The sequence below is a fragment of the Paraburkholderia fungorum genome (genome assembly GCF_902833645.1).
GTDB classification, from domain to species: Bacteria; Pseudomonadota; Gammaproteobacteria; order Burkholderiales; family Burkholderiaceae; genus Paraburkholderia; species Paraburkholderia fungorum.
On record NZ_CADFGE010000019.1, the window covers coordinates 133722 to 157064 of the forward strand.

General features: G+C 58.4%; 38 protein-coding genes and 3 tRNA genes. 3 read left to right on the forward strand and 38 right to left on the reverse strand.

The window, feature by feature from the left end:
- Nucleotides 1–12 precede the first annotated feature (12 nt).
- Entirely contained in the window at nucleotides 13–585 is a 573-nt protein-coding gene (locus HWX91_RS38620) for a hypothetical protein (RefSeq protein WP_028199583.1), read from the forward strand.
- Nucleotides 586–631: 46 nt separating this feature from the next.
- On the opposite strand, the gene HWX91_RS38625 is transcribed toward HWX91_RS38620, so the two are convergent.
- The 3 genes from HWX91_RS38625 to HWX91_RS38635 all read right to left on the reverse strand — a co-directional run bounded on the left by HWX91_RS38625 (nucleotide 632) and on the right by HWX91_RS38635 (nucleotide 2164).
- Nucleotides 632–940: a hypothetical protein gene (locus HWX91_RS38625; RefSeq protein WP_028199582.1), complete on the reverse strand. Its 309-nt coding sequence runs from the start codon at nucleotides 938–940 to the stop codon at nucleotides 632–634.
- 38 nt (nucleotides 941–978) lie between these two features.
- Nucleotides 979–1233, reverse strand: a complete 255-nt coding sequence (locus tag HWX91_RS38630) for a hypothetical protein (RefSeq protein WP_028199581.1) — start codon at nucleotides 1231–1233, stop codon at nucleotides 979–981.
- Between the two features lie 277 nt (nucleotides 1234–1510).
- Entirely contained in the window at nucleotides 1511–2164 is a 654-nt protein-coding gene (locus HWX91_RS38635; RefSeq protein ID WP_028199580.1) for a c-type cytochrome, read from the reverse strand.
- A gap of 216 nt (nucleotides 2165–2380) precedes the next feature.
- Between HWX91_RS38635 and yihA the strand changes: the two genes are divergently transcribed.
- Entirely contained in the window at nucleotides 2381–3034 is a 654-nt protein-coding gene (yihA, locus tag HWX91_RS38640; RefSeq protein ID WP_028199579.1) for a ribosome biogenesis GTP-binding protein YihA/YsxC, read from the forward strand.
- 249 nt (nucleotides 3035–3283) lie between these two features.
- Nucleotides 3284–4282: a porphobilinogen synthase gene (hemB, locus tag HWX91_RS38645; RefSeq protein ID WP_028199578.1), complete on the forward strand. Its 999-nt coding sequence runs from the start codon at nucleotides 3284–3286 to the stop codon at nucleotides 4280–4282.
- A 130-nt stretch (nucleotides 4283–4412) separates the two neighbouring features.
- Here the strand turns inward: hemB and dsbD are convergent, their stop codons facing one another.
- The 35 genes from dsbD to HWX91_RS38820 form a co-directional block, all read right to left on the reverse strand.
- Nucleotides 4413–6287 (reverse strand): protein-disulfide reductase DsbD, encoded by a 1875-nt coding sequence (dsbD, locus tag HWX91_RS38650; RefSeq protein ID WP_028199577.1) that lies wholly within the window; start codon nucleotides 6285–6287, stop codon nucleotides 4413–4415.
- Nucleotides 6280–6612, reverse strand: coding sequence for a divalent-cation tolerance protein CutA (cutA, locus tag HWX91_RS38655; protein ID WP_028199576.1), 333 nt, complete (start codon nucleotides 6610–6612; stop codon nucleotides 6280–6282). Before cutA ends, dsbD begins: the two co-directional genes overlap by 8 nt.
- A gap of 184 nt (nucleotides 6613–6796) precedes the next feature.
- Nucleotides 6797–7189 carry a 50S ribosomal protein L17 gene (rplQ, locus tag HWX91_RS38660; protein ID WP_006052227.1) on the reverse strand — a complete coding sequence of 131 codons (393 nt, stop codon included), beginning with the start codon at nucleotides 7187–7189 and terminating at the stop codon, nucleotides 6797–6799.
- A 172-nt stretch (nucleotides 7190–7361) separates the two neighbouring features.
- On the reverse strand, nucleotides 7362–8339 hold the full coding sequence (locus HWX91_RS38665; protein WP_028199575.1) for a DNA-directed RNA polymerase subunit alpha: 978 nt from the start codon (nucleotides 8337–8339) through the stop codon (nucleotides 7362–7364).
- A gap of 124 nt (nucleotides 8340–8463) precedes the next feature.
- Complete coding sequence (gene rpsD, locus HWX91_RS38670; protein ID WP_028199574.1) at nucleotides 8464–9087, reverse strand: 30S ribosomal protein S4; 624 nt, start codon at nucleotides 9085–9087, stop codon at nucleotides 8464–8466.
- A gap of 154 nt (nucleotides 9088–9241) precedes the next feature.
- Nucleotides 9242–9646 (reverse strand): 30S ribosomal protein S11, encoded by a 405-nt coding sequence (gene rpsK, locus HWX91_RS38675; protein WP_006052224.1) that lies wholly within the window; start codon nucleotides 9644–9646, stop codon nucleotides 9242–9244.
- A 28-nt stretch (nucleotides 9647–9674) separates the two neighbouring features.
- Complete coding sequence (gene rpsM, locus HWX91_RS38680; RefSeq protein ID WP_006052223.1) at nucleotides 9675–10040, reverse strand: 30S ribosomal protein S13; 366 nt, start codon at nucleotides 10038–10040, stop codon at nucleotides 9675–9677.
- Between the two features lie 41 nt (nucleotides 10041–10081).
- The gene (gene rpmJ / locus HWX91_RS38685) at nucleotides 10082–10198 is read right to left on the reverse strand and encodes a 50S ribosomal protein L36 (RefSeq protein WP_004199844.1); all 117 of its coding nucleotides are present in this window, start codon (nucleotides 10196–10198) and stop codon (nucleotides 10082–10084) included.
- 20 nt (nucleotides 10199–10218) lie between these two features.
- On the reverse strand, nucleotides 10219–10437 hold the full coding sequence (infA, locus tag HWX91_RS38690; protein WP_004521905.1) for a translation initiation factor IF-1: 219 nt from the start codon (nucleotides 10435–10437) through the stop codon (nucleotides 10219–10221).
- Between the two features lie 8 nt (nucleotides 10438–10445).
- A complete protein-coding gene (gene secY, locus HWX91_RS38695) occupies nucleotides 10446–11792 on the reverse strand; it encodes a preprotein translocase subunit SecY (protein WP_028199573.1) in 1347 nt (448 codons plus the stop codon).
- Between the two features lie 46 nt (nucleotides 11793–11838).
- Nucleotides 11839–12273 carry a 50S ribosomal protein L15 gene (gene rplO / locus HWX91_RS38700; protein ID WP_028199572.1) on the reverse strand — a complete coding sequence of 145 codons (435 nt, stop codon included), beginning with the start codon at nucleotides 12271–12273 and terminating at the stop codon, nucleotides 11839–11841.
- 29 nt (nucleotides 12274–12302) lie between these two features.
- Nucleotides 12303–12485, reverse strand: coding sequence for a 50S ribosomal protein L30 (rpmD, locus tag HWX91_RS38705; protein WP_028199571.1), 183 nt, complete (start codon nucleotides 12483–12485; stop codon nucleotides 12303–12305).
- Between the two features lie 10 nt (nucleotides 12486–12495).
- Complete coding sequence (gene rpsE / locus HWX91_RS38710) at nucleotides 12496–13014, reverse strand: 30S ribosomal protein S5 (protein WP_006052219.1); 519 nt, start codon at nucleotides 13012–13014, stop codon at nucleotides 12496–12498.
- A 14-nt stretch (nucleotides 13015–13028) separates the two neighbouring features.
- Nucleotides 13029–13394 carry a 50S ribosomal protein L18 gene (gene rplR / locus HWX91_RS38715; protein WP_006052218.1) on the reverse strand — a complete coding sequence of 122 codons (366 nt, stop codon included), beginning with the start codon at nucleotides 13392–13394 and terminating at the stop codon, nucleotides 13029–13031.
- A gap of 12 nt (nucleotides 13395–13406) precedes the next feature.
- Nucleotides 13407–13937, reverse strand: coding sequence for a 50S ribosomal protein L6 (gene rplF, locus HWX91_RS38720; RefSeq protein WP_028199570.1), 531 nt, complete (start codon nucleotides 13935–13937; stop codon nucleotides 13407–13409).
- 18 nt (nucleotides 13938–13955) lie between these two features.
- Nucleotides 13956–14351: a 30S ribosomal protein S8 gene (gene rpsH / locus HWX91_RS38725; protein ID WP_006052216.1), complete on the reverse strand. Its 396-nt coding sequence runs from the start codon at nucleotides 14349–14351 to the stop codon at nucleotides 13956–13958.
- Nucleotides 14352–14365: 14 nt separating this feature from the next.
- A complete protein-coding gene (rpsN, locus tag HWX91_RS38730) occupies nucleotides 14366–14671 on the reverse strand; it encodes a 30S ribosomal protein S14 (RefSeq protein WP_006052215.1) in 306 nt (101 codons plus the stop codon).
- A gap of 7 nt (nucleotides 14672–14678) precedes the next feature.
- On the reverse strand, nucleotides 14679–15218 hold the full coding sequence (gene rplE / locus HWX91_RS38735) for a 50S ribosomal protein L5 (protein WP_006052214.1): 540 nt from the start codon (nucleotides 15216–15218) through the stop codon (nucleotides 14679–14681).
- A 17-nt stretch (nucleotides 15219–15235) separates the two neighbouring features.
- Entirely contained in the window at nucleotides 15236–15544 is a 309-nt protein-coding gene (gene rplX / locus HWX91_RS38740) for a 50S ribosomal protein L24 (RefSeq protein WP_028199569.1), read from the reverse strand.
- 9 nt (nucleotides 15545–15553) lie between these two features.
- A complete protein-coding gene (gene rplN, locus HWX91_RS38745; protein WP_006052212.1) occupies nucleotides 15554–15922 on the reverse strand; it encodes a 50S ribosomal protein L14 in 369 nt (122 codons plus the stop codon).
- Nucleotides 15923–16212: 290 nt separating this feature from the next.
- On the reverse strand, nucleotides 16213–16485 hold the full coding sequence (gene rpsQ, locus HWX91_RS38750) for a 30S ribosomal protein S17 (protein ID WP_007180129.1): 273 nt from the start codon (nucleotides 16483–16485) through the stop codon (nucleotides 16213–16215).
- On the reverse strand, nucleotides 16482–16676 hold the full coding sequence (rpmC, locus tag HWX91_RS38755) for a 50S ribosomal protein L29 (RefSeq protein WP_007180130.1): 195 nt from the start codon (nucleotides 16674–16676) through the stop codon (nucleotides 16482–16484). The genes rpsQ and rpmC overlap by 4 nt, the downstream gene beginning before the upstream one ends.
- Before the next feature lie 10 nt (nucleotides 16677–16686).
- Nucleotides 16687–17103: a 50S ribosomal protein L16 gene (gene rplP / locus HWX91_RS38760; protein ID WP_007180131.1), complete on the reverse strand. Its 417-nt coding sequence runs from the start codon at nucleotides 17101–17103 to the stop codon at nucleotides 16687–16689.
- 2 nt (nucleotides 17104–17105) lie between these two features.
- Nucleotides 17106–17912, reverse strand: coding sequence for a 30S ribosomal protein S3 (gene rpsC, locus HWX91_RS38765; RefSeq protein WP_020070582.1), 807 nt, complete (start codon nucleotides 17910–17912; stop codon nucleotides 17106–17108).
- An 11-nt stretch (nucleotides 17913–17923) separates the two neighbouring features.
- Complete coding sequence (gene rplV / locus HWX91_RS38770; RefSeq protein WP_007180133.1) at nucleotides 17924–18256, reverse strand: 50S ribosomal protein L22; 333 nt, start codon at nucleotides 18254–18256, stop codon at nucleotides 17924–17926.
- Nucleotides 18257–18263: 7 nt separating this feature from the next.
- Nucleotides 18264–18539, reverse strand: a complete 276-nt coding sequence (gene rpsS / locus HWX91_RS38775; RefSeq protein WP_004199273.1) for a 30S ribosomal protein S19 — start codon at nucleotides 18537–18539, stop codon at nucleotides 18264–18266.
- Between the two features lie 10 nt (nucleotides 18540–18549).
- A complete protein-coding gene (rplB, locus tag HWX91_RS38780; protein ID WP_028199568.1) occupies nucleotides 18550–19377 on the reverse strand; it encodes a 50S ribosomal protein L2 in 828 nt (275 codons plus the stop codon).
- A 2-nt stretch (nucleotides 19378–19379) separates the two neighbouring features.
- Entirely contained in the window at nucleotides 19380–19694 is a 315-nt protein-coding gene (rplW, locus tag HWX91_RS38785) for a 50S ribosomal protein L23 (RefSeq protein WP_028199567.1), read from the reverse strand.
- The gene (rplD, locus tag HWX91_RS38790) at nucleotides 19691–20311 is read right to left on the reverse strand and encodes a 50S ribosomal protein L4 (RefSeq protein WP_007180136.1); all 621 of its coding nucleotides are present in this window, start codon (nucleotides 20309–20311) and stop codon (nucleotides 19691–19693) included. Before rplD ends, rplW begins: the two co-directional genes overlap by 4 nt.
- Nucleotides 20311–20970 carry a 50S ribosomal protein L3 gene (gene rplC / locus HWX91_RS38795; protein ID WP_007180137.1) on the reverse strand — a complete coding sequence of 220 codons (660 nt, stop codon included), beginning with the start codon at nucleotides 20968–20970 and terminating at the stop codon, nucleotides 20311–20313. The genes rplD and rplC overlap by 1 nt, the downstream gene beginning before the upstream one ends.
- A gap of 201 nt (nucleotides 20971–21171) precedes the next feature.
- The gene (rpsJ, locus tag HWX91_RS38800; protein ID WP_006998489.1) at nucleotides 21172–21483 is read right to left on the reverse strand and encodes a 30S ribosomal protein S10; all 312 of its coding nucleotides are present in this window, start codon (nucleotides 21481–21483) and stop codon (nucleotides 21172–21174) included.
- A gap of 127 nt (nucleotides 21484–21610) precedes the next feature.
- The gene (gene tuf / locus HWX91_RS38805; protein WP_025496714.1) at nucleotides 21611–22801 is read right to left on the reverse strand and encodes an elongation factor Tu; all 1191 of its coding nucleotides are present in this window, start codon (nucleotides 22799–22801) and stop codon (nucleotides 21611–21613) included.
- A 63-nt stretch (nucleotides 22802–22864) separates the two neighbouring features.
- A tRNA-Thr gene (locus HWX91_RS38810) sits at nucleotides 22865–22939 on the reverse strand.
- Between the two features lie 16 nt (nucleotides 22940–22955).
- Nucleotides 22956–23029: transfer RNA gene (locus tag HWX91_RS38815), tRNA-Gly, on the reverse strand.
- 41 nt (nucleotides 23030–23070) lie between these two features.
- A tRNA-Tyr gene (locus HWX91_RS38820) sits at nucleotides 23071–23156 on the reverse strand.
- Between the last annotated feature and the right edge of the window lie 187 nt (nucleotides 23157–23343).

Consider the following 23343-nt stretch of genomic DNA (forward strand, 5'->3'; position numbering starts at 1 on the left):
GGCCGATTGCCAATGACCAAGAATAAGAATGAGAATGCACGACGTTTGCCAGCCGCCATCTTGCTCGCCGTCGCGTGCCACATGGCAAACGCGGAAGCGCCTCAGAAGACCATCCTTCAATGCGACGGGGAGCAGTGGGGACAGGGCATCGACGCACCCAAAGACGCCGTGATCCCGTCGCGTGACCCGCACGTGGTCGGCACATACACGATACACGGCGACACACTGATTGAGAGCGGCGATGGGGTCGTCGCGGACGGACGCTATGCGCTATGCAGCGCCACGAGCACAACCTATGTCTTCTCCAGCGACTGCAAAGCCCAACGCAATCGGTACATCACGGACTGGCTCGGAGCAACGGACATCTACTCGGACACTAGCTCGTTCGCCAAGAAGTACAAGGACAGCCCTTGGTCCTTGGACATAATCACCATTGACCGCATAAATCTGCGCGTGGACGAGGAGAACATAAGCAACTACGCTAGGACAGACTTCGACAAGCAAAGCAGGAAGGCCACTGTACGGCCCTTCCTAGTCTCGATCCGCTACGCAGGTAGTTGCAGTTTCGTCAAACCGAGGTTCTAGGTGACCGTGCCCACGGATTAGCAGAGCAAAATTGGGTCCGACTACTTTATTGGCAGTTAGCTTGAAAGGCGTCTTGAGCCTCTCCGCATTTACCGGCCGAGAATGCTGGGCTAATTGTGTCCGAGCCGCCGCCATTGCAAAAGAACCGCGCCTGCTGGGCTATTCGCTCGCATGCTTGTTGATGCATCTGCATGTCGAGCTTCTGGACGCAGCCCGCTAGTTCGGACGAACCCGGGGCGAAACCGTATTCAGCGCAACGCTGCTTTAACTGATCAATCGATGCCTGCGCGAATACAGTTGGAGCAGTGATCGCGATAAGGATTGCCGCAGTGCGTTTCACCACCACGCGTGTCATGTATGTCTCCCCGGTTGCGTGCGGTCCTACCACCGAGGCTAGCGACCTAGCCACAGTGCGGCTACCTGTACGCCAAAGCCGACGAACATCAGAATGAGCGCCAACGTGGACACGCATTTGTACAGGTTCCTCCGACTACGAATTCTCTTGTCGTCTACTCGCGTCGTGGCGGGCATCAAAGCAAGCGCGCCACCTTCTTTGTGATCCGGCTGAGGAAAGCCGAAGAAGAACGCGAGAAACACGCCGAGCATGTTAGCGATCAAGCCAATAGTATTAAGCGCCTGTGCTGTCATGGGCCATCCGGGCAAATTCAAGGCGATTAGCTCAGCAGTAGAGCGCGGTAAGTACCCGCGCGGCAAGGCGGAGCGGGCTGCGCCTTGTACCACAGCACTGCATCGGATGATACAATCTGCTCCCTGCTGTGCCTTGCTGGACGCGCGTCGGAGCGGATCATTCATACTCCGACTGAACAGCAAAAAAGGGTGAACGGCTGTCGTAGACACGACGCCCTCACCCTTTTCTTGTTTTGTACCGGCCTCGTCGGGCCGGTTGCACTTGCGTGCGGACTTCCTAGTGCAAGCCCGCGATGTAATCGGCTACAGCCTTGATTTCGCTGTCCGACAGACGCGACGCGACTGCATGCATCGCCTCATTGTTGTTACGTGCGCCTGGACCTTGAGTGAACGCCATCAACTGCGCCACCGTGTATTCGGCCCATTGCCCCGACAGCCGCGGATACTGCGACGGAATCCCCTGACCGGTCGGCCCGTGACAGCTAGCGCAGGCCGGCACGCCCTTATCCGCTATGCCACCGCGATAAATCTTCTGACCGAGCGGAACGGTATCTTTGTTATGCGCGTAACCTGGCTTCGGGGTCTGCGTCGAAAAATAGGCAGCCACGTTGACCATGTCCTGATCGGACAGCGCCGCAGCCATGCCCGCCATGATCGCATTGTTGCGCGCGGGCTGCTTGGCGCCCGGTTGTGTTTTGAAATCCTTCAACTGCTTGACGAGATACTCGGGATGTTGGCCCGCCAGCTTGGGATACGCACCGCCAGCACTGTTGCCGTCTGCACCGTGGCATGACGCGCAAACCTGCACCGCGATTGCCTGCCCCCGATTGACGTCCGGCTTTGCCGGATCTGCTGCTCGTGCCTGAATTGCCAAACCTGAAAGACCCGCTGCTACTTGAAGCACCATCAGACTCTTGCACAGTCGATTCATTCGCACACCCTGTCTCGTCTTGTGGGATTTTAGAGGTTTTGCAAGATACGACAGCGACTGAGTGACCGCTAAGAGCCGCCAAGGCACGCTGGCTGGCCCCCTCAGGTTTTCAGTAAACCATCGTATTGTACAATAACTCGCTAATCGCTAAGACGCCAGTCGGGCTTGACCCGTCCCCACTCCGGGTTCCCCGGCGTCTCGAATCCTGGCCTGATCATGTCCTTCCTGCTCCACCAATCCCGCTTTTTCACGACCGTCAATCACTTACGTGACCTGCCGGCCACCGCGCAGCCCGAGATCTGCTTTGCGGGACGCTCAAATGCGGGCAAATCCACGGCCATCAATATTCTGTGCAATCAAAAGCGCCTCGCGTTCGCCAGTAAGACCCCTGGGCGCACCCAGCACATCAATTATTTCTCGGTGGGCAAGGCGGACGAGCCGACCGCACACCTGGTCGACCTGCCGGGCTACGGTTACGCGGAGGTGCCGGGCGCGGCCAAAGCTCACTGGGAGGCGCTGCTCTCCACCTACCTGCAATCGCGCTCGCAACTGCGCGGCATGATCCTGATGATGGATTCGCGCCGCCCGTTGACGGATCTGGACCGGCGCATGATCGAGTGGTTCGCGCCGACCGGCAAGCCGATCCACACATTGCTGACGAAGTGCGACAAATTGACGCGCCAAGAAAGCATCAACGCGTTGCGCGCGACGCAGAAAGGTTTGGCTGAATATCGTACCGCCGGCTACCAGGGCGAATTGACCGCGCAACTCTTCTCGGCCCTCAAACGCGTCGGCATCGACGAGGCGCACGAACTGATCGAAAGTTGGCTAATCCCCAACGCAAAAGGCGAAGCGGACGCACAACAGTAAGCGCAACGGCCGTCCCGGCGCGCGAAAACACGCCTTTTCGGCCGCCCATAAAAAAACCCGCCGCTTTAACGGCGGGTCAAACAGCCTAATCGAAAAACGACAGGCACCCGCTCAGGGAGGAGAAGCGGGGAGGTCAGCGCAGGGCGCCTTGCTCGATCGGTATGATATACCATTGTCTCGAAAAGTTTCCGGCAGCGGAGGCAGGCGCTACTTGTCCACTCCACACATCCACGTTTCTTCGATTCGTTTATGAGCTTCTACCCGCACTACCGTCCGCGCCGCATGCGCCGTGACGACTTCTCGCGCCGTCTGATGCGAGAAAATATCCTGACCACGAACGATCTGATCTATCCCGTGTTTGTCGTCGAAGGCACCAACGTGCGGCAAGCCGTACCGTCGATGCCGGGCGTCGAGCGCGTGTCGGTGGATCTGCTGATGGGTGTCGCCGAGCAATGCGTCGAGTTGGGCGTGCCGGTGCTGTCGCTCTTTCCTGCAATCGAGCCTTCGCTGAAGACGCCCGATGGCCGCGAAGCGACGAATCCCGCCGGTTTGATCCCGCGCGCGGTTCGCGAACTGAAAAAGAACTTCCCTGGGCTCGGCGTGCTGACCGACGTCGCGCTCGATCCGTATACGAGCCACGGCCAGGATGGCGTGCTCGACGAAGCCGGCTATGTGATCAACGACGAAACCGTCGAAATCCTCGTCGACCAGGCGCGTGCGCAAGCTGAAGCGGGTGTCGATATCGTTGCGCCCTCGGACATGATGGACGGGCGCATCGGTGCGATCCGCGAAATGCTCGAGAGCGAGGACTATATCCACACGCGCATCATGGCTTATGCGGCTAAATTCGCTTCGGCGTTTTACGGCCCATTCCGCGATGCCGTCGGTTCCGCGGCGAACCTCGGTAAGGGCAACAAGATGACTTACCAGATTGACCCGGCCAACTCGAACGAAGCGCTGCGCGAAGTGCAGGCAGACATCGAGGAAGGCGCGGACATGGTGATGGTCAAGCCCGGCATGCCGTATCTGGACATCGTGCGTCGCGTGAAGGACGAATTCAAGTTCCCGACTTACGTGTACCAGGTCAGCGGCGAATACGCGATGTTGAAAGCCGCCGCGCAGAACGGCTGGCTCGATCACGACAAGGCGATGATGGAATCGCTGCTGGCGTTCAAGCGGGCTGGCGCGGATGGCGTGCTGACCTACTTCGCACTGGATGCCGCGCGAATTTTGCGCGCACAGAAGTAATCTGATTCGATGACACGCCGGTCTCGCGGGCGGCGCTAATCTGAACGCTTGATAAGAAACGGAGGCGGACTTTTCAGTCCAGCCTCCGTTTCCTTATGCAGACCCGCGCGGTTGAACCGCGCCGCGGCGGCTAGGCGCCGGACGCACTCACGCGATCGAGACTGCGCAAGAACTTGTCCGCAGACTCGTATCCGACGACGCGCAGCACTTCCTTGCCGCCCTGATCGAAGAAGATGATGCCCGGCGGCCCGAAAAGGCTGAAACGCTTGAGCAGCGTTTGATCGTCGGCGTTATTCGCGGTGACGTCGGCGCGCAGCAGATTCATCTGCTTCAACTTCGCCTGGACACGCGAATCGCTAAACGTGAACTTCTCCATCTCCTTGCAGCTCACGCACCAGTCTGCGTAAAAATCGAGCATGGCGGGCTGCGCAGCCGTTTTGACGGCCTCGTCGAGTTCGGCCGAGGAACGAACCGGAGCGAACGTCAGATCGCTCTGTGAGCCCGCATTCGGGGCACCGGACGCGCCTGCGGTGTTGCCTTGCCCACCGCCGCGTGCGGCAAGAACGGCGAGCGGACGCAATGGATCCGACGAACCTGCCGCGAGGCCAACCAGCAACACCGCCGCCCAGATTGCCAGCGCCGCGCCGACACCCCGGCCGAGCCGGCGCCAGACGGAAGCCCCCGCTACGGGTGCCGAGAAAAGACCAAGTCCGGCTGCGGCGATCAGCAGCCACAGCGCGCTCAACAGCATCGTCGCAGTCGCGCCGAGTACCGGCCAGACGATCCACAAAGCCGCGGCAAGCAGGACCACGCCGAAAAACACTTTGACCCCGTTCATCCACGCGCCTGCGCGCGGCAGCAACGTGCCGGCGCCGAGACCAATGATCAGCAGGGGCACGCCGAGCCCAAGTCCCATCGAGAACAACGCCGCACCGCCGAGCAAAGCGTCGCCCGTATGCGCGATGAAGGCCAGTACCGCGAATAGCGGCGCGGTCATGCAGGCGCCAACCACTAGCGCGGACAGCGCGCCCATTACGGCCACCGCGGCAAACTTGCCGCCAGAACGTCCGCTCGATGCGCGCGAGACGCCGTCCTGCCAGCGCTGCGGCAAGGCGATGTCGAAGCCCGCGATCAGGGTCAGCGCGAAGACTGTCAGCAATACGCCGAACGTACCGAGTACCCAGGGGTTCTGCAGCCAGGCACCGAGGCTCTGCCCAACCAGCGCGGCGGCAATGCCGAGCGCTGTGTACACGAGCGCCATGCCGATCACATATGCCAGCGACAAAGCAAAACCGCGAGCCCGCGTCACTCTTGCACCTTCGCCGATGATGATCGCGGACAGGATTGGAATCATCGGATACGAGCACGGCAGCAAACTAAGCACGACGCCGGCCACGAAATAGAGCCCGATGATTGCGAAAAAACCGCCGCCTTGCAGTAGCGATTGTGCATAGTCAGCGCTGGTGGCGCGCTCATACCATGGCGCGCCGGCTGCTACGGATTGCTGCGTGGAGGCTGCCGCGGCGGCGCTCCCGGCCGGCTGCAACGCCTCGCCGCTCACGTGATACACACGCTCCATCGGCGGATAGCAGATACCGGCATCGGCGCAGCCTTGCGACGTGACAGCAAGGTCGAACGGCCCCGCTGCCTGTTTCACCGGGATACGGATCGTCAGTTCATTTCGATACGTTTCAACGTTCTTGTTGAAAGTCTCATCGAACTTGACGTGGCCAGCCGGCAATTGCGGTTCGCCGATCGTCGCCGCGCCATTCCGCGTCGCGAAGGCGAAGCGCTCGCGGTACATGTAGTAACCGTCCGCAATCTTGTAGGTGACGTCGACTTCACCGGGTTTTTCGGTCGCGCTGAACTTGAAGGCGACGGCGGGATCGAGGAAATCGTCTGCGGCGTGGGCAAGCGTGCCGAACTGCGTGAATATCAGACAGCCGAGCAGAACAAGGAACGTGCGCAGCGCATTGCGCGCAACTCGGGCGGAACCGTTAAACATGGAGAGGACGTTGAGTTTCGGCGGTGAGCCACTGGCCGTAAGCGGCCGATGCCGTAGCTTGCCACGACAGGATTTCCGGCGTGTCGTACGGATGGTGCGCCTGAATGTACTGCTCAAGTTCCAGCGCGCGTGCGTTGCTCGTCTTGAACAATAACTGAATCTCCTGCGCCGCTTCGATCGAGCCCTGCCAGTGGTAACTGGACTGAACCGTCCCCAACTGGGTGACGCACGCGCACAAGCGTGCGGCCAGCACATCCGCGGCGAGCTTCTGAGCAACGGTGGCATCGGGTACCGTCGTCAGAATCAAGGTTACATTCACGCTCACAAAGGCTCCGGACAGGCACGATTCAAGTGCCGATATCGTATCACCTAGCCTTGCGATGCCGCAGACGCTCCCGCCGCAGGCGTGCGGCATTTGGCCGCCGCAATCGACGGCTTGCGATGAAATTCGTCGCCACAAACAAAAAAGCCAGGCTTGGCGCCTGGCTTTTTTTCGATGCCAAGAAAGCTTACTCAGCTTCTTGCACTTCAACTTCTTCGACTTCCGGACGGTCCAGCAATTCGACCAGTGCCATCGGTGCGTTGTCGCCGACGCGGAAGCCAAACTTCAGGACGCGCAGGTAGCCGCCCGGACGGGTAGCGTAACGCGGGCCGAGGACTTCGAACAGCTTCGTGACCGAGTCACGATCGCGCAGGCGGTTGAACGCCAGACGACGATTTGCCAGCGACGGCTTCTTGCCGAGCGTGATCAGCGGCTCGACGACTTTACGGAGTTCTTTCGCCTTCGGCAGCGTCGTCTTGATGACTTCGTGCTCGATCAACGAGTTGGACATATTACGGAGCATTGCCAGACGGTGGCTGCTCGTGCGGTTCAGTTTCCGCAGACCATGACGGTGACGCATGTTAATTCCTTTGATTCAAAGTTTTGGTCCAGCTCTTCTATCGCGCTCGGCGAACCGGGAGGTTTGCGAGTGCACGGGCCGGTAGTGAAAAAAGACAAGACGCGGATTTTAAAGGAAAATCCGCGTCTTTGCCAGTGCAGCGACGGGTTCTATCCCGGGATGACTTCTCGACTTACTTGTCCAAACCTGCCGGCGGCCAGTTTTCGAGTTTCATGCCCAGCGTCAAACCACGCGACGCCAGTACTTCCTTGATTTCGTTCAACGACTTGCGACCCAGATTCGGGGTCTTGAGCAACTCGTTTTCCGTGCGCTGGATCAGGTCGCCGATGTAGTAAATGTTCTCGGCCTTCAGGCAGTTCGCGGAACGAACCGTCAGTTCGAGATCATCAACCGGACGCAGCAGGATCGGATCGATCTGCGGCGCACGCGACGGCGCTTCAGCCGTTGCTTCGGTACCTTCCAGTGCAGCGAACACCGACAGTTGATCAACCAGAATACGCGCCGATTGACGGATCGCTTCTTCCGGCGAGATCACGCCGTTGGTCTCGATGTTCATCACGAGCTTGTCGAGGTCGGTACGCTGTTCGACGCGAGCGCTTTCAACGGCGTAGCTCACGCGGCGAACCGGCGAGAACGACGCGTCCAGCACGATACGGCCGATGATCTTGGCCGATTCTTCGCCGTAACGACGCACATTGCCCGGCACATAACCACGGCCTTTTTCGACCTTGATCTGCACGTCGAGCTTGCCGCCCTTCGACAGGTGCGCAATCACGTGATCCGGGTTAATCACTTCGCAATCGTGCGCGAGTTCGATGTCCCCAGCGGTGACAACGCCTTCGCCTTCCTTGCGCAGCGTAACCGTCACTTCGTCACGGTTATGCAGCTTGAACACTACGCCCTTCAGGTTCAACAACAGGTTGACCACATCCTCTTGCACACCGTCGAGCGTCGAATACTCATGTACGACGCCTGCGATCGTCACTTCGGTAGGCGCGTAACCCACCATCGACGACAACAGCACGCGCCGAAGCGCGTTACCCAAGGTGTGGCCATAACCGCGTTCAAACGGTTCCATGACCACTTTCGCGTGGCTCTCACCAAGCGATTCAACTGCGATGATCTTGGGCTTCAACAAACTGGTTTGCATAGGTTTTCCTTTTCAATACCCTCGGCTCGTTACACCGATAAGGCTGACCGGTAACAACCTGAAAATAAACAGCCGAGACGCCCCCTTGCGCAACGCAATCGGGGTGCCCCGGCCGTTAATCCGATTACCGCGAATACAATTCGACGATCAGGCTTTCGTTGATATCGCCAGCGATGTCGCTGCGTTCCGGCTTCGACTTGAACGTGCCTTCAAATTTCTTCGAATCGACAGCGACCCAGCTCGGCAGACCGCCTTGCTCAGCCAACGACAGCGCTTCGACAATACGCGCCTGCTTCTTCTTTTGTTCGCGCACTGCGACCACGTCGCCTGCCTTAACTTGCATCGACGGGATGTTCGACACAACGCCATTCACCGTGATCGCCTTGTGGCTCACGAGTTGACGTGCTTCAGCGCGCGTCGAACCGAAGCCCATGCGATACACCACGTTGTCGAGACGCGATTCGAGCAATTGCAACAGGTTTTCACCCGTGTTGCCCTTCAGGCGGTCGGCTTCAGCGAAGTAACGGCGGAACTGGCGTTCGAGAACACCATAGATGCGCTTCACTTTTTGCTTTTCGCGCAGCTGCGTACCGTAGTCGGACGTACGTGCACCCGACGTGCGGCCATGTTGGCCAGGCTTGCTGTCAAGCTTGCACTTGTCAGCGAGCGAACGACGGGCGCTCTTCAGGAAGAGGTCAGTGCCTTCACGGCGGGACAGCTTGGCCTTAGGGCCGATATAACGTGCCACGTTGATTCCTTCTGTGATTAATCACGCAAACTTGCGCTCGCGCTAGTCCGAACCCTTTGGGCCGAACGGTGGGCTTAGTCAATTCAATAACGCAAGCAGCCCGTCGTCGCCGGCACATAACCCGGCGGCAACAGGCGCTAGCGAAACAAGCGTCTTAGATACGACGACGCTTCGGCGGACGGCAGCCGTTGTGCGGTACCGGCGTCACGTCGGAGATCGCGGTGATCTTGATGCCAAGACCATGCAACGCGCGCACCGCGGACTCACGGCCAGGGCCTGGGCCCTTGATCCGCACTTCGAGGTTCTTCACGCCGTATTCCATCGCCACGCGGCCAGCCGATTCGGCTGCCACCTGGGCTGCAAACGGGGTCGATTTACGCGAACCCTTGAAGCCCTGACCGCCCGACGTTGCCCAAGCAAGTGCATTGCCTTGACGATCGGTGATCGTGATGATGGTGTTGTTGAACGACGCGTGAACGTGAACCACGCCCTCGGCGACGTTCTTCTTGACCTTCTTGCGAACGCGTTGCGCCGCGGAGTTGTTCGAAGCCTTAGCCATTACGTTTTCCTGTAACTGTCAGTTCCGCTTACTTCTTCAGCGATTGCGCTGCACGACGCGGACCCTTGCGCGTACGGGCATTCGTACGCGTGCGTTGGCCACGCAGGGGCAAGCCCTTACGATGACGCACGCCACGGTAGCAGCCGAGATCCATCAGGCGCTTGATGTTCATCGTCGTTTCACGGCGAAGATCGCCTTCAACGATGAACTTGCCGACTTCTTCACGCAGCTTTTCGAGGTCTGCGTCGTTCAGGTCCTTGACCTTCTTCGAAAATGCCACACCAGCAGCGACGCAAATGTCGCGCGAGCGCGTGCGGCCGATACCGTAAATTGCCGTCAGGCCGATTTCGGTATGCTGGTGATTCGGGATGTTAACCCCTGCGATACGAGCCATTGTTTTTCCTCAAACAAAAAGCGCAGCAAAAAGCGCGGCGTTCAGCCTTGACGCTGTTTGTGGCGCGGATCAGAGCTGCAAATCACGCGCACAACGCCTTTGCGCTTAATGATCTTGCAATTGCGGCAAATGCGCTTAACCGATGCCATCACTTTCATGATATTACCCTTTTTTCAAATCACTTCGCCCGGAACACGATCCGCGCACGCGACAGATCGTAAGGCGTCAATTCAACCGTCACCTTGTCGCCCGGCAGGATTCGGATGTAGTGCATCCGCATCTTGCCGGATATGTGTCCCAATACGACATGGCCGTTTTCCAGCTTCACCCTAAAGGTAGCGTTAGGCAGGTTTTCGATGACTTCACCCTGCATCTGGATAACATCGTCTTTGGCCATAAGTCCTTTCAACGCATCGGGACGCCGCCGCCTTTGAAGTTAGCTTTCTTCAGCAGCGATTCATACTGTTGCGACATAACGTACGACTGCACCTGCGCCATGAAATCCATTGTGACGACGACAATGATCAGCAGCGACGTTCCACCAAAATAAAACGGCACGTTCCAGCGCAGTACCAAAAATTCAGGCAGCAGACAAACAAACACGATGTAGATCGCACCAGCCAGCGTAAGACGCGTCAGGATACGGTCGATATATCGCGCTGTTTGATCGCCCGGGCGGATGCCTGGGACGAAAGCGCCACTCTTTTTCAGGTTGTCGGCCGTTTCCCTGCTGTTGAACACCAGTGCGGTGTAGAAGAAGCAGAAGAAGACGATCGCCAACGCGTACAGCAACACGTACACGGGTTGACCGGGCTTAAGGGCTTCGGCCACGTTGTGCAACGTGTCTGCGAACCAGCTGGTACGCGACCCCGAACTAAACCAGTTCAGGATAGTTGCCGGGAAGAGAATGATCGACGATGCAAAGATCGGCGGAATCACGCCCGACATATTCAACTTCAGCGGCAGATGCGAAGACTGTCCGCCGTAAATCTTGTTACCGACTTGCCGCTTGGCGTAGTTCACAAGAATCTTGCGCTGGCCACGTTCGATGAACACAACCAGATACGTCACTGCAGCAATCAGCGCGACCACGATAATCGCCGAGATGATGCTCATCGAGCCGGTTCGCACCAATTCGAAAAGACCACCGATTGCGTTCGGGAAGCCGGCCGCAATACCGCCGAAAATGATGATCGAAATACCGTTACCAAGCCCGCGTTCCGTGATCTGCTCACCCAGCCACATCAGGAACATCGTGCCGGTTACCAGCGTCACGACCGTCGTCAACCGAAACACCATCCCCGGATCAATCACCAGGCCCGGCTGATTTTCCAGTGCGACGGCAATGCCGAACGCCTGGAACGTCGCCAGCAGAACCGTAAAGACACGCGTGTACTGCGTAATCTTCCGTTGTCCAGCCTGCCCTTCCTTTTTCAGCGCTTCCAGCTGGGGCGAGACAATCGCCAGCAACTGCATGATGATCGACGCCGAAATGTACGGCATGATCCCCAGCGCAAAAATCGTGAACCGCGAAAGTGCACCACCCGAGAACATGTTGAACATGCCAAGGATGCCGCCCGACTGGCTTTGGAACAGCTTTGCCAGTTGGTCCGGGTCAATACCCGGCACCGGAATGTGCGCGCCGATACGGTAGACGATCAACGCCAGCAGCAGGAACACTGCACGCCGACGCAGATCGCCAAACTTCGCCGCGCTGCGACCGGGTTTTGCGAGACTCGGACTGTTAGCCAAGTACCTTCTCCGATGCAAATGCTAGTGACGGCAAATAACTTGCGCGTTACTCGGCAAAAGAGCCGCCTGCTGCTTCAATAGCAGCGCGCGCACCCTTCGTCGCACCCAGACCCTTCACAACGATCTTGCGCTTCAGCTCGCCCGTCGCGATGATCTTGGCGCTCTTGATCAGGTCACCAACCAGGCCGGCCTGCTTCAAAGCCAACAGATCGATTTCATCGACCGGCAGCTTTTCCAGATCAGAGAGACGCACTTCACCGACGAATTCCTTCGTCAGCGAGGTGAAGCCACGCTTCGGCAGGCGACGTTGCAGCGGCATTTGACCGCCTTCGAAGCCAACCTTGTGAAAGCCGCCCGAACGCGACTTCTGACCCTTGTGACCACGGCCAGCAGTCTTGCCCAGACCGGAGCCAATACCGCGGCCGACGCGACGCTTAGCGTGCTTCGAGCCTTCAGCCGGCTTCAGGTTATTCAATTCCATTATCAACTCCTTGAGTCCTGGTCAGCCGCTTAGCCGATGACCTTAACGAGGTACGAAACCTTGTTGATCATGCCGCGCACAGCCGGCGTGTCCTGCAACTCGCTAACCGAATTGAGTCGGCGCAGACCCAGGCCACGCACCGTTGCACGGTGCGTTTCACGGGTGCCGATCAGGCTCTTGACGAGCTGGACCTTGACAGTTTTATCAGACATGGTGTCCACCTTAGCCCAGAATATCTTCGACGGACTTGCCGCGCTTCGCCGCGATATCACCCGGCGTCGACTGCTTGCGCAGACCGTCGAGCGTTGCACGAACGAGGTTGTACGGGTTCGTCGAACCGTGGCTCTTGGCCACAACGTTCTGCACGCCCATCACGTCGAACACTGCGCGCATCGGGCCGCCAGCGATCACACCGGTACCGTCCTTGGCCGGAGCCAGGAGGACCATCGATGCGCCGTGCTTACCGTGCACTTCGTGTTGCAGGGTACCGTTCTTAAGCGGCACCTTGAACATGTTGCGGCGAGCCTGTTCCATCGCCTTCTGAACAGCGACCGGCACTTCCTTCGCCTTGCCCTTGCCCATACCGACGCGGCCATCACCGTCGCCAACCACGGTCAGTGCGGCAAAACCGAGAATCCGGCCGCCCTTCACAACCTTGGTCACGCGGTTGACCGAAATCATCTTTTCGCGCAGGCCGTCGTCGCGTTCGTCAGCCTGAACTTTCGCTTGCATCTTTGCCATGACGAATTCTTCCCTTAGAACTTGAGTCCGGCTTCGCGCGCCGCATCAGCCAGCGCTTTCACGCGGCCGTGGTAACGGAAACCCGAACGGTCGAAGGCGACGGATTCGATGCCGGCAGCCTTAGCCTTTTCTGCAATGCGCTTACCGATCAGGGTCGCAGCAGCGACGTTGCCGCCCTTGCCCGTCTGATCAGCCAGTTGCGCACGCACTTCGGCTTCGAGCGTCGACGCGCTGGCGAGCACCTTGGTGCCGCACGGCGAGAACACTTGCGCATAGATGTGCGTGTTCGTGCGATGCACGGCGAGACGCGCGACCTGCAGCTCAGCGATCTTGATACGCGTCTGACGAGCGCGGCGCAGGCGAGATTGAGTCTTATCCATGATTGCGCACCCTTACTTCTTCTTCGTTTCTTTGAGGATCACAACCTCATTGGCGTAACGCACACCCTTGCCCTTGTAGGGCTCCGGCGGGCGATAGCCGCGCACTTCTGCAGCGACCTGGCCAACTTGTTGTTTATTGATCCCCTTGATCACGATTTCGGTTTGCGTCGGGGTTTCAGCCTTGACGCCTTCCGGCATCTGGTGCACCACGGGGTGCGAGAAACCCAGCGACAGGTTCAGCTTGTCGCCTTGCGCCTGTGCGCGATAACCAACGCCAACCAGCGTCAGCTTGCGCTCGAAACCCTTCGTCACGCCGTTCACCATGTTCGCAACCAGTGCGCGCATCGTGCCCGACATCGCATTCGCTTCGCGGCTTTCGTCCACCGGCTCGAACTTCAGCGTGCCGTTGTCGTTCACCACCTTCACGAGGCTGTTTGCAGCCTGCGAAATCGTACCCAGCGGGCCCTTGACGGTAATGCGTTCGTCGCTCAGGGCCACTTCTGCGCCTTGCAGCGCGATCGGGCTTTTACCTACTCGAGACATGTTTCTCTCCTTTCGGCCTTAAGCGACGTAGCAGATGACTTCGCCGCCAACGCCCGTTGCACGCGCCTTGCGGTCCGTCATCACGCCCTTCGGCGTCGACACGATTGCCACGCCGAGGCCATTCATGACCACGGGGATGTCGTTACGGCCGCGGTACACACGCAGACCAGGCTTCGAAACGCGTTCAATGCGCTCGATCACCGGACGGCCAGCGTAGTACTTCAACACGATGTTCAATTCAGACTTCGCACCTTCGGACTTCACTGCGAAATCATCGATATAGCCTTCGTCCTTCAGGACCTGCGCAATCGCAACCTTGACTTTCGACGAGGGCATTGTCACCGAAACTTTCTCAACCATCTGCGCATTGCGGATGCGAGTCAGCATATCGGCGATAGGATCACTCATGCTCATTTACGTTTCTCCTATTACCAGCTCGCCTTGGTCAGGCCAGGGATCTCGCCGCGGAACGCGATTTCGCGAATCTTGTTACGCGCCAGCCCGAATTTACGGAACGTGCCACGCGGGCGACCGGTAATTGCGCAACGATTGCGCTTACGGGTCGGGTTAGAGTTGCGCGGCAGTTGTTGCAGTTCCAGACGTGCTGCGTAATGCTCTTCGTCCGACTTGCTCATATCGCCGATGATCGCTTTCAGCTCAGCACGCTTGGGAGCGTACTTAGCGGCCAGGCGAGCACGCTTCTTTTCACGTTCGATCAGTGCCAGTTTAGCCACGGTAACCTCAGTTTCTGAACGGGAACTTGAAGCTGGCGAGCAGAGCCTTTGCTTCGTCGTCGGTCTTCGCAGTCGTCGTGATGCTGATGTTCAGCCCACGCAGTGCGTCGATCTTGTCGTAGTCGATTTCGGGGAAAATGATCTGCTCTTTCACACCGATGTTGTAGTTGCCGCGACCATCGAACGCACGACCCGACACGCCACGGAAGTCGCGCACACGGGGGAGCGCAACCGTCACGAAACGGTCAAGAAATTCGTACATTGCCTGACCACGCAACGTGACCATTGCACCGATCGGATAGCCCTGACGGATCTTGAAGCCAGCGATTGCCTTGCGTGCCTTCGTGATCACCGGCTTCTGGCCTGCGATCTTCGTCAGGTCGCCAACGGCGTTTTCGATGATCTTCTTGTCAGCAACCGCTTCGCCAAGACCCATGTTCAGGGTGATCTTGGTGATACGCGGCACTTCCATCACGGACTTGTAACCGAACTTCTCGATGAGGCCGGGTACAACCTTCTCTTTGTAAAACTCTTGCAAACGAGCCATTTTTTTACTCCGCAGCGTCAGGCGCTCAGCACGGCACCGGTCGTCTTAAGGAAACGGACTTTCTTGTCTCCCTCGACCTTGATGCCTACACGCGACGCCTTGCCATTCGCGTCGACCAATGCGACGTTCGAAATTTGCAGCGGCATCGTCTTGGCTTCCACGCCACCCGTCGTACCCTTCATCGGGTTCGGCTTGACGTGCTTCTTGACGAGGTTGATACCCTCGACAATTACTTTGTCTTCGCCAACGGACAGCACGACGCCGCGCTTGCCTTTATCTTTGCCGGTGATGACGATAACTTCGTCACCTTTGCGAATCTTGTTCATCGCGACTCCTTACAGCACTTCAGGTGCCAGCGAAACGATCTTCATGAATCGCTCGCTGCGCAACTCGCGCGTAACAGGCCCGAAAATACGGGTGCCAATAGGTTCGAGCTTGGCATTCAACAGCACTGCTGCATTGCCGTCGAACTTGATCAGCGAGCCGTCTTGACGACGTACGCCCTTGGCGGTGCGAACCACCACGGCGTTGTAAATTTCGCCTTTCTTCACGCGCCCGCGCGGCGTTGCTTCTTTGACGGTCACCTTGATGATGTCGCCAATGCTGGCATAACGACGCTTCGAGCCGCCGAGAACCTTGATGCACATGACTTCACGCGCACCGGTGTTGTCGGCCACTTCAAGCCGAGTTTCGGTCTGGATCATGGTTTATCTTTCCCAACTTAATCCGGTCACACCACCATGGCGTACCCGGTCAGTCTTGGTCCCGTCAGCCAATCGGCTGCTTGGGTATGAACAGCAGCGACGGCAAACGAAACCCGCCATCGCAATCCGGTGAATCCTTCGGAACAGACTGGCGCCTGAACCGCTTCCCCCACCAACTTCGCCCGCGACGGGGCTCCCATAAAAGAGGGAAGACCGAGATTATAACAAATAATCTCGGTCTTGCAAGCGAAACTTACTGCGATTTCAATTACTTCTACAACTTCGCGGCGTCAGATGACGCGAGCAGCCTCGACCAGGCGAGCCACAACCCAAGCTTTCGTCTTCGAAATCGGACGCGTTTCCTGGATTTCAACGAGGTCACCCTCGTTGTACGTGTTCGCATCGTCGTGCGCGTGGTACTTCTTCGAACGCACAACGTACTTGCCGTAGATCGGGTGCTTCACGCGGTGCTCAACCAGCACGGTAACGGTCTTGTCCATCTTGTTGCTGACGACCTTGCCGACCAGCGTCCGCTTGAGCGAGGTTTTTACGCTATCGTTCATTTCTGGTTCGCCTTCTCAGTCAGGACGGTCCGCACACGTGCGATGTCGCGACGGACCTTCTTCAGCTGGCTCGTGTTCGTGAGCTGCTGGGTCGCGAGTTGCATGCGCAGGCCGAATTGCGCCTTCAACAGGTCCGACAGCTCCTTGTTGAGCGCGGCCTGATCTTTCTGGTGAAGTTCGGAAGCCTTCATCATTTGCTCCTTAGGCGCCGAGCTGACGCACGATAAACGTCGTCTTGAGCGGCAGCTTAGCTGCAGCCAGACGGAACGCTTCGCGTGCCAGCTCTTCGGTTACGCCGTCCATTTCGTACAGCATCTTGCCCGGTTGAATCTCTGCGACGTAGTACTCAGGGTTACCCTTACCGTTACCCATCCGTACTTCAGCCGGCTTATGCGAGATCGGCTTGTCCGGGAAAATGCGGATCCAGATGCGGCCACCACGCTTGATGTGACGCGTCATTGCACGACGTGCCGCTTCAATCTGGCGCGCGGTCAAACGACCACGACCGATAGCCTTCAGGCCGAACTCACCGAACGACACCGCGTTGCCGCGGGTAGCGATACCGGTGTTACGACCCTTCTGCTCTTTGCGATACTTTCTGCGTTTCGGTTGCAGCATCGTTATTCTCCAGTCTTCCCGTCGCCGCCGGCACCGCCAGCACGACGAGGAGCGCCACGGCGTGCACCTGCCGGGCCACCACCTTCACCATCACGACGCGGACGGCGATCGCCACCCGGACGTGCGTTGCGGCGCGGACGCTTTTCTTCGGCGACTTCTTCAACCACCGGTGCGTCATTGCGGCCAAGCGTGTCGCCCTTGTAGACCCACACCTTCACGCCGATGATGCCGTACGTCGTCTTCGCTTCCGAAGTTGCGTAGTCGATATCAGCACGCAGCGTATGAAGCGGCACGCGACCTTCGCGATACCATTCCGTACGAGCGATTTCGATACCGTTCAGGCGGCCAGCGCTCATGATCTTGATGCCTTGAGCACCCAGACGCATTGCGTTTTGCATCGCACGCTTCATCGCGCGGCGGAACATAATCCGGCGCTCGAGCTGTTGCGTGATCGAATCCGCGATCAGTTGCGCATCGGTTTCCGGCTTGCGGATTTCTTCGATGTTGACGTGAACCGGAACGCCCATGCGGCGTTGCAGTTCCGACTTCAGCAGCTCGATATCCTCGCCCTTCTTACCGATGACCACACCCGGACGCGAGCTATAAATCGTGATGCGCGCGTTTTTCGCCGGACGCTCGATAACGACGCGACCAACCGAAGCGTTTTTCAGCTTCTTCTTCAGGTATTCACGAACACCGATGTCTTCCTGCAACATCGCCGCGAAATTGTTGTTGTTCGCGTACCAACGCGACGCCCAATTGCGGCTGACGGCCAAACGGAAGCCAGTCGGATGAATTTTCTGTCCCATCGTATGACCCCTTAATTCCCGACCGTCACAGTGATGTGACAGGATTGCTTCTCGATGCGGTTACCGCGGCCTTTAGCGCGCGCGGTGAAACGCTTGAGCGACGCAGCCTTGTCGATGTAGATGCTCGTGATCTTGAGCTCATCGATATCGGCGCCTTCGTTATGCTCCGCATTCGCGATCGCCGACAGCACGACCTTTTTCACGATTCCCGCAGCCTTCTTCGGCGAGAACGTCAGAACGTTCAGCGCCTTGTCGACCGGCAAACCGCGGATCTGGTCAGCCACAAGGCGCGTTTTCTGCGCCGAGATGCGGGCACCGCGATGAATTGCTTTCACTTCCATCATGAGCCCCTTATTTCTTAGCCTTCTTGTCGGCTGCGTGACCCTTGAACGTCCGGGTCAATGCAAACTCGCCAAGCTTGTGGCCGACCATGTTTTCCGAGATATACACCGGGACGTGTTGACGGCCGTTATGCACAGCAATCGTCAGACCGATGAAATCCGGCAGAATCGTCGAACGGCGCGACCAGGTTTTGATCGGCTTCTTATCCCGCGAAGCTGCAGCCGCCTCAACTTTCTTCAGCAAATGGGCGTCGCAGAACGGACCTTTTTTTACAGAACGTGCCATTGCCTACTCCTTAACGCTTGTGACGGCGCTGGACGATCATGCTCGTCGTGCGCTTGTTGCTGCGGGTGCGATAACCCTTAGCAGGCGTGCCCCACGGGCTCACCGGATCGCGACCTGCAGCCGTCTTGCCTTCACCACCACCGTGCGGGTGATCGACCGGGTTCATTGCAACGCCACGTACCGTCGGGCGGATACCGCGCCAGCGGTTCGCGCCAGCCTTACCGATTTGACGGAGGCTGTGCTCTTCGTTGCCAACTTCACCAATCGTCGCGCGGCATTCAACGTGAACGCGGCGGATTTCACCCGAGCGCAGGCGGACCTGTGCGTAGATGCCTTCACGAGCCAGCAGCATCGCCGACGTACCAGCCGAACGCGCCATTTGCGCGCCCTTGCCCGGCAGCATTTCGATGCAGTGAATCGTCGTACCGACCGGAATGTTGCGGATCGGCAGCGTGTTGCCTGCGCGGATCGGAGCTTCCGAACCCGACATCAGTTGCTGACCAACCGTCACACCCTTCGGAGCGATGATGTACTTGCGCTCGCCGTCTGCGTACAGAACCAGCGCGATGTTCGCGCTACGGTTCGGATCGTACTCAAGACGTTCGACCTTCGCCGGAATGCCGTCCTTGTTACGACGGAAATCGACGACGCGGTAATGATGCTTGTGACCACCACCCTTATGACGCGTAGTGATGTGGCCGTTGTTGTTACGGCCGGCGGTCGAGGATTGCGAGTCGAGCAGCGGTGCGTACGGCTTGCCCTTATGCAGATCCTTGTTGACCACCTTGACCATCGCACGGCGACCCGGCGAAGTCGGCTTAACTTTAACGATTGCCATGATTACTTGGCCTCCGCTTCAAAGTTGATTTCCTGGCCGGGCTTCAGGCAGACGTACGCCTTCTTCACGTCTTTACGCTTGCCCATGAAACGGCCAAAGCGCTTTGCTTTACCCTTCTGGACCAGCACGTTGACGGAATTGACTTCCACCTTGAACAGCAGCTCGACTGCAGCTTTCACTTCCTGCTTCGTGGCATCGGGCGCGACTTCGAACACAACTTGCTCGTTCTTGTCGGCCACCAGCGTCGCCTTTTCGGAGATCACCGGCGCGAGCAGGACCTGCATCAAACGATGATCGTTCTTGCGAATCTCGCTCATGACAGCAACTCCTCGATCTGGGCGACCGCAGCCTTCGTGATCAGGATCTTCTTGAAGTAGATCAGCGACAGCGGGTCGGCGTAACGCGGCTCGACAACCGCCACATGGGCAAGGTTGCGCGACGCGAGGTACAGGTTTTCGTCAACCGTGTCGGTAATCACCAGCACGGAGTCGAGACCCATCGCCTTGAATTTTTCGGCCAGCAGCTTCGTCTTCGGCGCTTCGAGCGTCAGCTCGTCGACCACCGAGATGCGGCCTTCGCGGGCCAGCTGCGAGAAGATCGAGCAGAGACCTGCGCGATGCATCTTCTTGTTGACCTTGTGCGAAAAGTTTTCTTCCGGCGAATTCGGGAAGATCCGGCCACCGCCGCGCCACAACGGGCTCGACGACATACCGGCACGGGCACGGCCCGTACCCTTCTGGCGCCACGGCTTCTTGGTCGTGTGCTTGACTTGCTCACGGTCCTTCTGCGCGCGGTTACCGCTACGGGCATTCGCTTGATACGCCACCACGACCTGGTGAATCAGGGCTTCGTTGTAATCGCGACCGAACACTACGTCCGACGCGCTAACGCCTGCACCTTCCTGACCATTGGCATTCAGGAGCTTAAGTTCCATTATTTCGCTCCTTTCACGGCACGCGTCTTCACGGCCGGCGTAACGAATACCTTGCCACCCTTCGCACCCGGAACGGCGCCCTTGACCAGCAACAGCTTGCGGTCAGCGTCAATACGAGCGATTTCGAGGTTTTGCACGGTTACCGTATCGTCACCCATGTGACCGGTCATGCGCTTACCCGGGAAAACACGACCCGGATCCTGCGCCATACCGATCGAACCCGGCACGTTGTGCGAGCGCGAGTTACCGTGCGAAGCACGGCCGGATGCGAAGTTGTAACGCTTGATGGTACCGGCGTAGCCCTTACCGATCGACACGCCTTGCACGTCGACCTTCTGGCCTACTTCGAACAGGTCGGGACCGACCACGGTGCCGTTCGACAACTCGGCAGCCTTGGCAGCATCGATCTGGAATTCTTTGAGGATTTCACCGGCTTGAACACCGGCTTTGGCGAGATGACCGGCCAACGGCTTCGTCACACGCGATGCACGGCGCGTACCGAATGCAACCTGCACGGCGGTATAGCCGTCGGTTTCAACAGTCTTGATCTGCGTCACGCGGTTGTCGGACACGTCCAGCACGGTAACGGGAATCGAATCCCCTTCTGCCGTGAAGATACGGGTCATGCCAACCTTGCGACCTACGAGTCCAAGGCTCATCGTTTTCTCCATTCCCGACTGCGATTGGTCGGGGCTAATTTACAAAATGCCGGTGCCGTTTCGGGCATGAATCCATGCTGCAGCACACCGACTTTTTTGCGCAAATGCGCGAAAAGCCCACTATTATAGCAAGGCTCTTCGTTTTCCGCAAGCAATCAATGACTTAGCGTTGCCCGGCATGCCAGGCAAGCGTTAGAAGCCTTATTGCAGCTTGATTTCCACGTCCACGCCAGCCGGAAGGTCCAGCTTCATCAGTGCGTCAACGGTCTTGTCCGTCGGATCGACGATGTCCATCAGACGCTGGTGCGTACGGATTTCGAGCTGATCGCGCGACGTCTTGTTGACGTGCGGCGAACGCAGGATGTCGAAACGTTGAATGCGGGTCGGCAGGGGCACCGGACCACGAACGATAGCGCCAGTCCGCTTTGCCGTGTCGACGATTTCAGCTGCCGATTGATCGATCAGGCGATAGTCGAAAGCCTTCAGGCGAATGCGGATTTTCTGGTTCTGCATGACAATTCCTTGGAAAGAGCGAGGCGGTATTGCGCCGCCAGATAGTAAAAGAACGTAGAGCCGGGCACCTGCTAAGGTGCTGGCGCCCGGCTCCGGGCACCACTTACTGCAACCTCAACCCGCGATTTTACTCGAGGATCTTGGCAACCACACCAGCGCCGACCGTACGGCCGCCCTCGCGGATTGCGAAGCGCAGACCTTCTTCCATCGCGATCGGGTTGATCAGCTTCACCGTGATCGACACGTTGTCGCCCGGCATGACCATTTCCTTGTCCTTCGGCAACTCGATCGAGCCCGTCACGTCCGTCGTACGGAAGTAGAACTGCGGACGATAGTTGTTGAAGAACGGCGTGTGACGACCGCCTTCGTCCTTGCTCAGCACGTACACTTCAGCCGTGAAGTGCGTGTGCGGATTGATCGAACCCGGCTTCGCCAGAACCTGGCCACGCTCCACGTCTTCACGCTTCGTGCCGCGCAGCAGGATACCCACGTTGTCGCCTGCCTGACCCTGGTCGAGCAGCTTGCGGAACATTTCCACGCCCGTGCACGTCGTCTTCACCGTCGGCTTGATACCGACGATTTCGATTTCTTCGCCGACCTTCACCACGCCGCGCTCAACGCGACCCGTCACTACCGTGCCGCGACCCGAGATCGAGAACACGTCTTCCACCGGCATCAGGAACGAGCCGTCCACTGCGCGCTCCGGCGTCGGGATGTACGTATCCAGCGCATCGGCCAGATTCATGATCGCCACTTCGCCCAGCTCGCCCGTGTCGCCTTCCAGCGCCAGCTTGGCCGAACCCTTGATGATCGGCGTGTCGTCGCCCGGGAAGTCGTACTTCGACAGAAGTTCGCGAACTTCCATCTCGACGAGTTCCAGCAGCTCAGCGTCGTCCACCATGTCGCACTTGTTCAGGAACACGATGATGTACGGCACGCCAACCTGACGCGCCAGCAGGATGTGCTCACGCGTTTGCGGCATCGGGCCGTCTGCAGCCGAACACACCAGGATCGCGCCGTCCATCTGCGCTGCGCCCGTGATCATGTTCTTCACATAGTCAGCGTGGCCCGGGCAGTCGACGTGTGCGTAGTGGCGGTTAGCCGTTTCGTACTCGACGTGCGCCGTGTTGATCGTGATACCACGCGCCTTTTCTTCCGGCGCCGCATCGATCTGGTCGTATGCCTTCGCTTCGCCGCCAAACTTCTTGGTCAGCACCGTCGTGATCGCTGCCGTCAGCGTGGTCTTGCCGTGGTCAACGTGACCGATCGTGCCGACGTTCACGTGCGGCTTGGTCCGCTCAAACTTACCCTTGGCCATTTTCGACTCCTAAGAGGATTTATCCGTACGTTGCGCCGCGCGCAAACAATCACCGAGTACTTCTGGTGCCCATGGGCAGGATCGAACTGCCGACCTCTCCCTTACCAAGGGAGTGCTCTACCACTGAGCCACATGGGCGCTACTTCTTTGTTACTGGAGCGGGTGAAGGGAATCGAACCCTCGTCGTAAGCTTGGAAGGCTTCTGCTCTACCATTGAGCTACACCCGCAAGGATTCATGGATTCCCAACTACTGCTACAGCTTGCATTCTGGTGGAGGAGGTTGGATTCGAACCAACGTAGGCGTAAGCCAACAGATTTACAGTCTGCCCCCTTTAGCCACTCGGGCACCCCTCCGCAGAGAACTGATGATTATGAGGGAACAACCGCTTGCTGTCAAGGCTTGCTTGACCGTTCCAAACTCATAGCTCTCACTTATATAGTGAGTTCAGCGCCGCCGTAAACGCAGAAACCCCACCTTTGTGGGGTGGGGTTTCTGATGCTGCAGGGGAGCCTGACGATTACCTACTTTCACACGGGAATC